Genomic DNA, 14,470 nt, shown 5'->3' on the forward strand with positions numbered 1-14,470 from the left:
AAGCTTGAACTTTCAGAGATTGAGCGAGTGAGGTTCAGTGGCCGACGAAGAGACTCTCCGTGATTACCTCAAGTGGGTAACGACCAACCTGCACGAGACGCGTCAGCGCCTGCGCGAGGTCGAGGAACGCAGCCACGAACCGATCGCGATCGTCGGGATGAGCTGCCGTTACCCCGGCAGTGCTCAGAACCCGGAGGATCTCTGGGGGTTGCTGGCCGCAGGAGGAGACGCGATCTCGGGGTTCCCCACCGATCGCGGCTGGGACATCGAGGAACTGTACGAACAGGATCCGGACGGCACCTCGCATGTGCGCGAGGCCGGGTTCGTGCAGGACGCGAGCGGGTTCGACCCGGGGTTCTTCGGGATCAGCCCGCGTGAGGCGGTGGCCATGGACCCCCAGCAGCGTCTGCTGCTGGAGGTCTGCTGGGAGGCGCTGGAGCGGTCGGGCATCGATCCCACGTCGCTGCGCGGCAGCCAGACCGGGGTGTTCGCCGGCGCCTCGCTGTCCGGCTACGGCTTCGGTCCGGGCACGGACGAGGACATGGACGTCCACCTGATGACCGGCACCTCGACCAGCATCATCTCCGGTCGGGTGTCGTACTCACTGGGCCTTGAGGGCCCGGCGGTCACGGTGGACACGGCGTGCTCCTCGTCGCTCGTGGCGCTGCATCTGGCCGTCCAGGCCGTGCGGTCGGGGGAGTGCTCGCTGGCGCTGGCCGGCGGCGTGACCGTGATCGCCACCCCGATCATGTTCACCCAGTTCTCCCGGCAGCTCGGGCTCGCCCGGGACGGACGCTGCAAGGCGTTCTCGTCGTCGGCCGACGGCATGGGCATCTCCGAAGGCGCGGGGATGCTGGTGGTGGAGCGGCTGTCGGACGCCCGCCGCAACGGGCATCCGGTACTCGCGGTGGTGCGCGGCAGCGCGATCAACCAGGACGGTGCGTCCAACGGCCTGACCGCCCCGAACGGCCCCTCGCAGCAGCGGGTGATCCGCGCGGCCCTCGCCAGTGCGCGGCTGTCGGCCGCCGACGTGGACGCGGTGGAGGCGCACGGTACGGGCACCCCGCTGGGCGACCCCATCGAGGCACAGGCACTGCTCGCCACCTACGGTCAGGACCGGGCCGAGCAGGGGCCGTTGTGGCTGGGCTCGGTGAAGTCCAACATCGGGCACACGCAGGCGGCCGCCGGTGTCGCCGGTGTGATCAAGATGGTGCTGGCACTGCAGAACGAGCGACTGCCGCGCACGCTGCACGCGGACGAGCGTTCGCCGCACGTGGACTGGTCGGCCGGCGAGGTACAGCTGCTGACCGAGTCCGTGCCCTGGCCTGCGGGGGAGCGTCCGCGCCGCGCCGGTGTGTCCTCGTTCGGGATCAGCGGCACCAACGCCCACATCATCGTCGAAGAGGCTCCGTCCGAGGACGCCGAGCCGGCGGAGGCGGCGGACGAACCCGCCGACGAGAGCATCGAGAAGGCCGAACCGGCCGACAAGCCCGCGGTGATCGAGGCCGACGGCGCCGGTGTGTGGATCGTGTCGGGCCGCTCGGCGGAGGGCTTGACCGCACAGGCGGGACGGCTGCGGGAGTGGGTCACCGCGCGGCCTGAGCTGGACGCGGCGGACGTGGGCTGGTCGCTGGCGGTCACACGGTCGGTGTTCGAGCACCGGGCCGTGGTGAAGGGCGACGACCGAGGAGAGCTGGTGGCGGGCCTGGAGAGGCTGGCTGCTGGGGTGTCTGCGGGTTCGGTGGTGTCGGGGGTTGCGCGTTCGGGTGCGCGGGTGGGTTTGGTGTTCGCGGGTCAGGGCTCGCAGTGGCTGGGGATGGGGCGCGGCCTGTATGAGGGCAGTCCTGTCTTCGCCGAGGCCTTCGACCAGGCGTGCGGCCTGGTCGAGTTGGAGTTGGGGGTGTCGGTCCGGGATGTCGTCCTGGGTGCGGACGGTGTCGACGAAGGCTTGGTGGATCAGACGCTGTATGCGCAGGCTGGTCTGTTCGCGTTCGAGGTGGCGTTGGCGGCTGTGCTGAAGGCGGCCGGTGTCGTGGCGGACGCGGTCGTGGGTCACTCGGTGGGCGAGGTCGCGGCGGCCTACGTGGCGGGCGTGTTGTCGCTTGCGGATGCCAGCCGTCTGGTGGCGGCGCGTGCCCGTTTGATGCAGGCGTTGCCTGCGGGTGGTGCGATGGCGGCGATCGGTGCCTCGGAGGCCGAGGTGGAGCCCGGGCTGACACCGGGCGTGTCGGTCGCAGCGGTCAACGGCCCGGAGTCTGTGGTGGTGTCCGGTGAGGTCGCCGCCGTGGACCAGCTGGTGGAGCACTGGCGGGAGAAGGGCCGTCGGGTTCGGCGGCTGCGCGTGAGTCATGCCTTCCACTCGGCGGCGATGGACCCGGTGTTGGATGAGCTGGGTGAGGTTGCGGCGGGGCTGGAGTACCACCGGCCGGAGCTGGTGTGGGCGGGTGCTCTGACCGGTGAGCTGGTCAGTGAATGCGAGGGTGGGTACTGGCCGGCGCAGACGCGTCGGGCGGTGCGGTTCGCGGACGCGCTGGGTGCGCTGGCGGCCGAGGGCGTGTCGGTGTTCATCGAGGTCGGTCCGGACGGTTCGCTGTCCGCGCTGGGCCCGGACGCGGTTGCCGGTATCGGCAGCGACGAGGGCGTGTTCGTTCCGCTTCAGCGGCGTAAGGAGCGTGACGAGAAGGGCGTGACCGGTCTGGTGACGGGTCTGGCCCGGGCGTTCGTCCACGGTGCGGTCGTGGACTGGAGCGCGCTGCTGCCCACCGCGAACCGGGTCGGACTGCCCACGTACGCCTTCCGGCACGAGCGGTACTGGACACAGGGCGTTCTGGGGCAGCCGGGACCCGGGTCCGTCGTGGGCGATGACGGTGCGAGCACGCCGGCGGAGGCGCGGTTCTGGGCGGCCATCGAGAGCGGAGACCTCGCGCAGGTCGCCGACACGCTGGCGGTGGACGGCGGTCGTCCGTTCAGCGAGGTGCTGCCCGCGCTGGCGTCGTGGCGGCGCCAGGAGCGGGACCGGTCCGTGACCGCGGGGTGGCGTTACCGGGCCAGCTGGGCGCCGGTCGCCGAGCCCGACCCCCGAGCCCTGTCGGGGGTCTGGCTGGTGGCGGCTCCGGCGGAGTCGGCCGGGCCGGTCGGCGCCGAACTGGTGCGGGGGTGCGTGGCCGCGCTGACCGCCCGAGGCGCCGAGGTGGTCCTGGCCGAGGTCGCGGCCGGGGTCGTGGAGCGGGCCGAGGTGGCGGCCGTCCTCGGCCAGGCACTGCAGGACGTGGAGTCCGGTGCGGTGGCGGGCGTGGTGTCTCTGCTGGCGCTGGATGACACGCCGGTGCCGGCGCACCCGGTGGTGGCCGGAGGCCTGGCCGCGACGCTGGGCCTGGTACAGGCGCTGGGGGACACCGGCGTCGGTGCGCCGCTGTGGATCCTCACCCGCGGCGCCGTGGCCGCCGGGCCGGGCGAAGCCCTGACCAATCCCGTGCAGACACAGGTGTGGGGCCTCGGCCGGGTCGTGGCCATGGAACACCCCGACCGGTGGGGCGGATTGATCGACCTGCCCGCGGTGGTCGACGAGCGGGCCGGGACGCGGCTGGTCGCGGTGCTGGCCGGGTGCGGCGAGGACCAGGTCGCGATCAGGACGGCCGGCATCCTGGGCCGGCGCCTCGTCCGTGCCGCGCAGCCTCGCGGCTCCGAGGAGTCCTGGACACCGCGTGGAAGCGTGCTGATCACCGGTGGTACTGGTGCGATCGCCGGGCATGTGGCGCACTGGCTCGCCGGGCGTGGCGCGCCGCGGCTGGTGCTGACCAGCCGCTCCGGCCCCGCCGCGAAGGGCGTGGCAGCGCTGGCCGCCGAGCTCGCGGCCGCCGGATCCGCGGTCGACGTGGTGGCCGGCGACGTCGGCGACCGGTCGGACGTGGCCGGATTGGTGGCCTGGACCGGGACGAGCGGGCCCGCACTGTCCGCGGTGATGCACACGGCTGGTGTGCTGGACGACGGTGTGGTCGACCGGCTGTCGGCGGACCGGATCGCGACGGTACTGGCGGCCAAGGCGGGAGGCGCGGCCCTGCTGGATGAGCTCACCGCCGACCTCGACCTGGACGCGTTCGTGCTCTTCTCGTCGTCGGCGTCCACGCTGGGCGCCGCGGGTCAGGGCAACTACGCGGCGGCGAACGCCTTCCTGGACGCCGTGGCTGAGAACCGGCGGGCCCGTGGCCTTGCTGGTCTGTCGGTGGCCTGGGGCGCCTGGGCGGGCGGCGGCCTCGCCGGATCGAACGAGCTGGTACGGCACCGGACGGCACAGGGCCCCATGCCGGCGATGGCCCCGCAGCTGGCGGTGCGGGCACTGGGCGAGGCCCTGGAGGGGCCCGACCCGGTCGTGACCGTGATGGACGTGGACTGGGCACAACTGGCCTCGGCGCCCGGCGCGGCGGACATCCGCCAGATGCCGCTGGTACGGGACCTGCCCGAGATCCGCCGGCTGGCCGCCGCGGGCGTGAGCACCGAGGGTGTGGTGCGCGGCGAGGGCGAACTGGCCCGGCGACTGGCCGGGCTGGGCCGGGCCGAACAGGACCGCATGCTGACGGACGTGGTGCGGGCCGAGGCGGCCGCCGTCCTGGGCTACCCGTCCCACGAGGCCGTCGAAGCCGGGCGAGCCTTCAGCGAACTGGGCTTCGACTCACTGACGGCGGTCGAGCTGCGCAACGGGCTCAACGCCGCCACCGGGCTGCGGCTGCCCGCCACCTTGATCTTCGACTACCCCACCCCGGTGGTGCTGGCCGCGCACCTGCGGACCGAGCTCGCCGGGGAGCTGGGCTCGGGAACGGCGGCCCCGCTGCCGACCACGGTCCAGCCGGTGTCCGACGAGCCGTTGGCGATCGTCGGCATGGCCTGCCGGTTCCCCGGCGGCGCCGGCAGCCCCGAGGCGTTCTGGGACCTGCTGGCCGCGGGCGGGGACGCGGTCGGCGGAGTGCCGCAGGACCGTGGCTGGGACCTGGACAGCCTCTTCGACCCCGACCCGGATCAGGCCGGAACGTCGTACGCCCAGCAAGGCGGGTTCCTCACCGGAGCAGGGGACTTCGACGCCGGCTTCTTCGGCATCAGCCCGCGCGAGGCGGTGGCGACGGACCCGCAGCAACGGCTGCTGCTGGAGGTTTCCTGGGAGGCGCTGGAACGGGCCGGCATCGACCCCGTCTCGCTGCGCGGCTCCGCGACGGGCGTGTTCGCGGGCGGCTACGGGTCGGGTTACGGCATGGCCGTGGCACTGACGGGCGACGGGGCATCGGGGCTGGAAGGCCACCTGATGACCGGTAACGCGACGAGCGTGCTCTCGGGCCGGGTCTCGTATGCGCTGGGTCTTGAGGGCCCGGCGGTGACGGTGGACACGGCGTGTTCGTCGTCGCTGGTGGCACTGCATCTGGCCGCTCAGGCGGTGCGCTCCGGTGAGTGCTCCCTCGCGCTGGTCGGCGGTGTCACGATCATGGCGACACCGTGGGAGATGGTCGGCTTCTCCCGGCAGCGCGGCCTCGCGATGGACGGTCGCTGCAAGGCGTTCTCGGCGGCCGCCGACGGCATGGGCATGGGCGAGGGCGCCGGAATGCTGGTCGTGGAGCGGCTGGCGGATGCCCAGCGGCTGGGCCACCCGGTGCTGGCGGTGGTGCGCGGCTCCGCGGTGAACCAGGACGGCGCGTCCAACGGACTGACCGCGCCGAACGGTCCCTCTCAGCAGCGGGTGATCCGTGCGGCCCTCGCCAACGCGCGGCTGTCGGCAGCCGATGTCGACGTCGTGGAGGCGCACGGTACGGGCACCACGCTGGGCGACCCGATCGAGGCGCAGGCGCTGCTCGCGACCTATGGCCAGGAGCGGTCGGAAGACCGCCCGTTGTGGCTGGGCTCGGTGAAGTCGAACATCGGGCACGCCCAGGCGGCCTCCGGCGTGGCCGGTGTGATGAAGATGGTGCTGGCGCTGCAGAACGAGCAGTTGCCGCAGACGTTGCACGTGGAAGAGCCGTCGTCGCATGTGGACTGGTCGGCGGGTGAGGTGGAGCTGCTGGCCGAGTCCGTGCCGTGGCCGGTGAACGGGCGGGTACGGCGTGCGGGTGTGTCCTCGTTCGGGATCAGCGGCACCAACGCGCACGTCATCCTTGAGGAAGCTCCGGCTGGTGAGGTCGGTGAGCTTGAGGGGGGCGTGGGCTCGGGGCTGGTGGTTTCGGGTGCGGGTGCGGGTGCCCGTGCGTGGGTGGTTTCGGGGCGGTCGGCGGAGGGTTTGGTGGCTCAGGCGGGCCGGTTGCGGGAGTGGGTGAGTGGGCGGCCGGAGCTGGATCCGGTTGATGTGGGTTGGTCGTTGGCGGTGTCGCGGTCGGTGTTCGAGCACCGGGCTGTGGTGGTGGGCGCCGACCGCGAGCAGTTGATGACCGGCCTGGAGAGGCTGGCCGCTGGAGCGTCTGCGGGTTCGGTGGTGTCGGGGGTTACGCGTTCGGGTGTGCGGGTGGGTTTGGTGTTCGCGGGTCAGGGCTCGCAGTGGGTGGGGATGGGGCGGGGGCTGTATGAGGGCAGTCCCGTCTTCGCCGAGGCGTTTGATCAGGCGTGTGGGTTGTTGGAGTTGGAGTTGGGGGTGTCGGTTCGGGATGTCGTCCTGGGTGCGGACGGTGTCGACGAAGGCTTGGTGGATCAGACGCTGTATGCGCAGGCTGGTCTGTTCGCGTTTGAGGTGGCGTTGGCGGCTGTGCTGAAGGCGGCCGGTGTCGTGGCGGACGCGGTCCTGGGTCACTCGGTGGGTGAGGTTGCGGCGGCGTATGTGGCGGGGGTGTTGTCGCTTGGGGATGCCAGCCGTCTGGTGGCGGCGCGTGCTCGTTTGATGCAGGCGTTGCCTGCGGGTGGTGCGATGGCGGCGATCGGTGCTTCGGAGGCCGAGGTGGAGGCGGGGCTGACGGAGGGTGTGTCGGTCGCGGCGGTCAACGGCCCGGAGTCTGTGGTGGTGTCCGGTGAGGTCGCTGCCGTGGACCAGTTGGTGGAGTACTGGCGGGAGAAGGGCCGTCGGGTTCGGCGGTTGCGCGTGAGTCATGCCTTCCATTCGGCGGCGATGGACCCGGTGTTGGATGAGCTGGGTGAGGTTGCGGCGGGGCTGGAGTACCGGCGTCCGGAGTTGGTGTGGGCGGGTGCTCTGACCGGTGAGTTGGTGGCTGAGTGTGAGGGTGGGTACTGGCCGGCGCAGACGCGTCGGGCGGTGCGGTTCGCGGACGCGCTGGGTGCGTTGGCGGCGCAGGGTGTGTCGGTGTTCATCGAGGTCGGTCCGGATGGTTCGCTGTCCGCGCTGGGCCCGGACGCGGTTGCCGGTATCGGCAGTGACGAGGGTGTGTTCGTCCCGCTCCAGCGGCGTAAGGAGCGTGACGAGCAGGGTGTGGCGGGCCTGGTTGCGGGTCTGGCGCGGGCGTTCGTCCATGGCGTGACCGTGGACTGGAGTCTGCTGCTGCCGACTGGGAACCGCGTTGAACTGCCTACGTACGCCTTCCGACAAGAGCGGTACTGGCCCCAGGGCTTGCTGGCCCTGCCGACTGCGGGATCGGTCGCGGGTGGCGATGGCGCTAGCACGGTGGCAGAAGCGCAGTTCTGGGCAGCGGTCGAGGGTGGAGACCTGGCGCAGATCGCCGACACGCTGGCGATCGACGACCAGCAGTATCTGGGTGAGGTGTTGCCGGCGCTGGCTTCGTGGCGGCGTCGGGAGCGGGACCGGTCGGTCACCGGAAGCTGGCGCTACCGGGCGAGTTGGGCTCCGGTTGCCGAGTCCTCGGGTGTGTTGTCTGGGACCTGGTTGGTCGTGGCCGGACAGTCCGGCGGTGATTTGGCGCAGGGGTGTGTGTCGGCGCTGGCCGGTCGGGGTGCTGAGGTAGTGGTCGTCGAGGTGCCGGCCGGGATGGTGGACCGGGCCGACGTGGCTTCGCTCCTCGGTGTGGTGTTGCGGGAGATCGGGCCTGGTGCGGTGGCGGGTGTGGTGTCGTTGTTGGCGTTGGATGAGGTGCCGGTGTCGGCGTATCCGGTGGTGGCTGGGGGTGTGGCCGCGACGTTGGCGTTGGTGCAGGCGTTGGGTGATGTCGGTGTGGGTGCGCCGTTGTGGGTGGCTACGCGTGGGGCGGTATCGGCTGGGCCGGGTGAGGTGTTGGCCAGTCCGGTGCAGGCGCAGGTGTGGGGTCTGGGCCGGGTGGTGGGTCTGGAACTCCCGGATCGTTGGGGTGGGTTGATCGATCTGCCTGTCGTGTTCGATGAGCGTGCCGGGGCGCGGCTGGCGGCCGTGCTGGCGGGTTGTGGTGAGGACGAGGTGGCGATTCGTGCGGCGGGGGTTCTGGGTCGTCGGTTGAGCCGGGCTGGGCAGTCGCGTGTCTCGGCTGAGGGTTGGGTGCCGCGTGGGAGTGTGCTGATTACGGGTGGGACGGGTGCGATTGCCGGGCATGTGGCTGATTGGCTGGCTGGGCGGGGTGCTGGGCGTTTGGTGCTGACCAGCCGGTCCGGGCCTTCTGCTCCTGGCGTTGCGGCCTTGGTGGCTGGGTTGGCTGCTCAGGGTGCGCGGGTTGATGTGGTGGCGTGTGATGTCAGTGAGCGGGTGGATCTGTCCGGTCTGTTGGCCTGGACGGCGGTGGACGGTCCCGCTCTGTCGGCGGTGATGCACACGGCTGGGGTGCTGGATGACGGTGTGGTGGATCGTCTGTCGGCCGAGCGGCTGGCGACGGTGATGGGTCCGAAGGCTGCGAGTGCGGCTTTGCTGGACGAGCTGACCGCAGAGCTGGATCTGGACGCGTTTGTGTTGTTCTCGTCGGCCGCGTCGACGCTGGGTGCTGCGGGTCAGGGCAACTATGCGGCGGCGAATGCCTTCCTGGATGCCCTGGCGGAGAACCGGCGGGCTCGTGGCCTTGCTGGTCTGGCGGTGGCTTGGGGTGCGTGGGCTGGTGGTGGTTTCGCTGAGGCCAGTGAGGCGGTTCGTGCCCGCGTCAAGCGGGGGGCGACGCCGCCGATGGATCCGCAGCTGGCGGTGCGGGCGCTGGGCGAGGCCATCGAGGGTTCCGACGCCGTGTTGACGGTGATGGATGTCGATTGGGCTCAGCTCGCTTCGGCGCATGGTGGGGCCGACTTGCGGGAGATGCCGTTGGTGCGGGATCTGCCCGAGATCCGTCAGCTGGCCGCTGCGGGCGTGAGTACCGAGGGTGTGGTGCGTGGTGAGGGTGAACTGGCGCAGCGGCTGGCTGGGTTGGGGCGGGCCGAGCAGGACCGGTTGTTGACGGATGTGGTGCGGGCCGAGGCGGCCGCGGTGCTGGGGCATGCCTCGGCGGAGGCGGTTTCGGACAAGCGGGCGTTCAAGGACCTCGGCTTCGATTCGCTGACCGCGGTCGAGCTGCGCAACCGCCTGAATGCGGTGACCGGGCTGCGACTGCCCGCCACGCTGGTGTTCGACTACCCGACTCCGGTGGTCCTTGCCGAGTATCTCCGGGGTGAGCTGACCGGTGAGCAGCCGGGTGCCGGCGCGTCGGTGGTCGCCGTGGCGGCTGCGGATGAGCCGTTGGCCATTGTTGGCATGAGCTGTCGGTTCCCTGGTGGTGCGGGCAGCCCGGAGGCGTTCTGGGACCTGCTGGCCTCGGGTGGGGACGCGGTGGGCGGCTTCCCGACCGACCGTGGCTGGGACATGGACAGCTTGTACGACCCTGACCCGGACCATGCGGGTACCTCTTACACCCAGGCGGGTGCGTTCTTGCAGAATGCAGGAGACTTCGATGCCGGTTTCTTTGGCATCAGTCCCCGTGAGGCCCTTGCCATGGATCCGCAGCAGCGGTTGCTGCTGGAGGTGTCGTGGGAAGCGCTGGAACGTGCGGGCATAGATCCGGGGGCGCTGCAGGGCAGCTCGACAGGCGTCTTCGCGGGTGGCTTCGCGTCTGGTTACGGCATCGGCCTGGCTCTCGCGGGGCAGGACGCATTCGGTGTCGAGGGTCATTTGATGACTGGTAACGCGACGAGTGTGCTCTCGGGTCGGGTGTCGTATGCGCTGGGTCTTGAGGGTCCGGCGGTGACGGTGGACACGGCGTGTTCGTCGTCGCTGGTGGCACTGCATCTGGCCGCTCAGGCGGTGCGCTCCGGTGAGTGCTCGCTCGCGCTGGCCGGAGGCGTCACGATCATGGCGACCCCTGCCACGTTTATCGACTTCTCTCGGCAGCAGGGGCTGTCGGCGGACGGACGTTGCCGGGCGTTCTCGGCAGACGCCGACGGAACGGGATGGGCCGAGGGCGCCGGCGTGCTGGTGCTGGAGCGGCTGTCCGATGCCCGCCGTAACGGGCACCAGGTGTTGGCGGTGGTGCGGGGCACTGCCGTGAACCAGGACGGTGCGTCCAATGGCCTGACCGCCCCGAACGGTCCCTCGCAGCAGCGGGTGATCCGCGCGGCCCTGGTGAACGCCCAGTTGTCGGCGGCTGATGTCGACGTGGTGGAGGCGCACGGTACGGGCACGACGCTGGGTGACCCGATCGAGGCGCAGGCGCTGCTCGCGACCTATGGCCAGGAGCGGTCGGAAGACCGCCCGTTGTGGCTGGGCTCGGTGAAGTCGAACATCGGTCACACGCAGGCGGCGGCCGGCGTCGCGGGTGTGATCAAGATGGTGCTTGCGCTGCAGCATGGGGAATTGCCGGCGACGTTGCATGCGGAGGAGCCTTCGACGCATGTGGACTGGTCGGCGGGTGAGGTGCGGTTGCTGTCCGAGTCCGTGCCGTGGCCGTCGGACGGCCGGGTGCGCCGTGCGGGTGTGTCTTCGTTCGGTCTGAGTGGTACCAACGCGCACGTCATCGTCGAGGAGCCCCCGGCTGTGGAGGCCGGTGAGCTTGAGGGCGGTGTGGGCACGGCACCGGTGGTGTCGGGCGCCGGTGCGTGGGTGGTTTCGGGCCGGTCGACGCAGGGATTGGCAGCTCAGGCGAGTCGGTTGCGCGAGTGGGTGACCGGGCGGCCGGAACTGGATATGGCGGATGCCGCGTGGTCGTTGGCGGTGTCGCGGTCGGTGTTCGAGCACCGGGCTGTGGTGGTGGGCGCTGACCGTGAGGAACTGGTGGCCGGGCTGGAGAGGCTGGCTGCTGGGGTGTCTGCGGGTTCGGTGGTGTCGGGGGTTGCGCGTTCGGGTGTGCGGGTGGGTCTGGTGTTCGCGGGTCAGGGCTCGCAGTGGGTGGGGATGGGGCGGGGCCTGTATGAGGGCAGTTCTGTCTTCGCTGAGGTGTTTGATCAGGTGTGTGGGTTGTTGGAGTTGGAGTTGGGGGTGTCGGTTCGGGATGTCGTCCTGGGTGCGGACGGTGTCGACGAGGGTCTGGTGGATCAGACGCTGTATGCGCAGGCTGGTCTGTTCGCGTTCGAGGTGGCGTTGGCGGCTGTGCTGAAGGCGTCCGGTGTCGTGGCGGACGCGGTGGTGGGTCATTCGGTGGGTGAGGTTGCGGCGGCGTATGTGGCGGGGGTGTTGTCGCTTGGGGATGCCAGCCGTCTGGTGGCGGCGCGTGCTCGTTTGATGCAGGCGTTGCCTGCGGGTGGTGCGATGGCGGCGATCGGTGCTTCGGAGGCCGAGGTGGAGGCGGGGCTGACGGAGGGTGTGTCGGTCGCGGCGGTCAACGGCCCGGAGTCTGTGGTGGTGTCCGGTGAGGTCGCTGCCGTGGACCAGTTGGTGGAGTACTGGCGGGAGAAGGGCCGTCGGGTACGGCGGCTGCGCGTGAGTCATGCCTTCCATTCGGCGGCGATGGACCCGGTGTTGGATGAGTTGGGTGAGGTTGCGGCGGGGCTGGAGTACCGGCGTCCGGAGTTGGTGTGGGCGGGTGCTCTGACCGGTGAGCTGGTCAGTGAATGCGAGGGTGGGTACTGGCCGGCGCAGACGCGTCGGGCGGTGCGGTTCGCGGACGCGGTGGGTGCGTTGGCGGCCGAGGGTGTGTCGGTGTTCATTGAGGTCGGTCCGGATGGTTCGTTGTCGGCGCTGGGGCCGGATGCCGTTGCCGGTATCGGCAGTGACGAGGGTGTGTTCGTTCCGCTTCAGCGGCGTAAGGAGCGTGACGAGCAGGGCGTGACCGGTCTGGTTGCGGGTCTGGCCCGGGCGTTCGTCCACGGTGTGGTCGTGGACTGGAGCGCGCTGCTGCCCACCGCGAACCGGGTTGAGCTGCCCACGTACGCGTTCCGGCACGAGCGGTTCTGGCCTCAGGGATTGCTGGCGCTGCCCACCCCGGGAACGGCGGGTGGGGATGGTGCGAGCACGGTGGCCGAGGCCCAGTTCTGGGCTGCCGTTGAGGGTGGAGACCTCGCGCACATCGCCGACACCCTGGCTGTGGATGGCGGCCGTCCGTTCAGTGAGGTGCTGCCGGCCCTGGCTTCGTGGCGGCGCCAGGAGCGGGACCGGTCGGTGACCGCGAACTGGCGCTACCGAGTGAGCTGGGGGCCTGTCGCCGAGCCCGACCCTGGTGTGTTGTCTGGGACCTGGTTGGTCGTGGCCGGACAGTCCGGCGGTGATTTGGCGCAGGGGTGTGTGGCGGCGCTGGCCGGTCGGGGTGCTGAGGTGGTGGTCGCCGAGGTCTCGGAGGAGGCCGTGGATCGGGCCGGCATGGCTTCGCTCCTCGGTGTGGTGTTGCGGGAGATCGGGCCTGGTGTGGTGGCGGGTGTGGTGTCGTTGTTGGCGTTGGATGAGGTGCCGGTGTCGGCGTATCCGGTGGTGGCTGGGGGTGTGGCCGCGACGTTGGCGTTGGTGCAGGCGTTGGGTGATGTCGGTGTGGGTGCGCCGTTGTGGGTGGCTACGCGTGGGGCGGTATCGGCTGGGCCGGGTGAGGTGTTGGCCAGTCCGGTGCAGGCGCAGGTGTGGGGTCTGGGCCGGGTGGTGGGTCTGGAACTCCCGGATCGTTGGGGTGGGTTGATCGATCTGCCGGTCGTGTTCGATGAGCGTGCCGGGGCGCGGCTGGCGGCCGTGCTGGCGGGTTGTGGTGAGGACGAGGTGGCGATTCGTGCGGCGGGGGTTCTGGGTCGTCGGTTGAGCCGGGCTGGGCAGCCGCGTGTCTCTGCTGAGGGTTGGGTGCCGCGTGGGAGTGTGCTGATTACGGGTGGGACGGGTGCGATTGCCGGGCATGTGGCTGATTGGCTGGCTGGGCGGGGTGCTGGGCGTCTGGTGCTGACCAGCCGGTCCGGGCCTTCTGCTCCTGGCGTTGCGGCCTTGGTGGCTGGGTTGGCTGCTCAGGGTGCGCGGGTTGATGTGGTGGCGTGTGATGTCAGTGAGCGGGTGGATCTGTCCGGTCTGTTGGCCTGGACGGCGGTGGACGGTCCCGCTCTGTCGGCGGTGATGCACACGGCTGGGGTGCTGGACGACGGGGTGGTCGACCGGCTGTCGGCCGAGCGGCTCGCCACGGTGATGACGCCCAAGACCGCGAGTGCGGCTTTGCTGGACGAGCTGACCGCAGAGCTGGATCTGGACGCGTTTGTGTTGTTCTCGTCGGCCGCGTCGACGCTGGGTGCTGCGGGTCAGGGCAACTATGCGGCGGCGAATGCCTTCCTGGATGCCCTGGCGGAGAACCGGCGGGCTCGTGGCCTTGCTGGTCTGGCGGTGGCTTGGGGTGCGTGGGCTGGTGGTGGTTTCGCTGAGGCCAGTGAGGCGGTTCGTGCCCGCGTCAAGCGGGGTGCGATGCCGGCGATGGATCCGCAGTTGGCGGTGCGGGCGCTGGGCGAGGCCATCGTGGGTCCGGATGCCGTGTTGACGGTGATGGATGTCGATTGGGCTCAGCTCGCTTCGACGCATGGTGGGGCCGACTTGCGGGAGATGCCGCTGGTGCGGGATCTGCCCGAGATCCGTGAGCTGGCCGCTGCGGGCGTGAGCACCGAGGGTGTGGTGCGTGGTGAGGGTGAACTGGCGCAGCGGCTGGCTGGGTTGGGGCGGTCCGAGCGGGACCGGTTGTTGACGGATGTGGTGCGGGCCGAGGCGGCCGCGGTGCTGGGGCATGCCTCGGCGGAGGCGGTTTCGGACAAGCGGGCCTTCAAGGACCTCGGCTTCGACTCACTGACCGCGGTCGAGCTGCGCAACCGCCTGAATGCGGTGACCGGGCTGCGCCTGCCCGCCACGCTGGTGTTCGACTACCCCACTCCCGTCGCACTTGCCACCTGGCTACGGACCGAAGTCGTCCAGGACGAGACCGCTTCGGTGCCGATACTCGCTGAGCTGGACCGACTCGAGGTCGCTCTCCGGGCTGACCTGGCGGACGAACCGGTGCGGGACGAGATCACCGACCGGCTGCGTCGGCTTCTGGAGGCCGTGGGCGCCTCATCCGCTGAAATGAGCAGGAGTCGGCGTGAAGCCGAACTCGACACCGCGACCGACGACGAGCTGTTCGCCCTCGTCGATGAACTCGAATGACCCGCACGATCCCGACGGCTCCGTGCCGGCCGGGTTCCCCCGCCCGCTATGCGCGGCCCTCCTCTTACCACTGCTGGACATCACTTCTGGGAG

General features: G+C 70.6%; 1 protein-coding gene. It reads left to right on the top strand.

From position 1 onward, the window contains the following. The first annotated feature begins 37 nt into the window (after positions 1–37). Positions 38–14,377 carry a type I polyketide synthase gene (locus tag AVL59_RS10100; RefSeq protein ID WP_067301776.1) on the top strand — a complete coding sequence of 4,780 codons (14,340 nt, stop codon included), beginning with the start codon at positions 38–40 and terminating at the stop codon, positions 14,375–14,377. Positions 14,378–14,470 lie beyond the last annotated feature (93 nt).

The sequence above is a fragment of the Streptomyces griseochromogenes genome, assembly GCF_001542625.1.
Taxonomy (GTDB): Bacteria; Actinomycetota; Actinomycetes; order Streptomycetales; family Streptomycetaceae; genus Streptomyces; species Streptomyces griseochromogenes.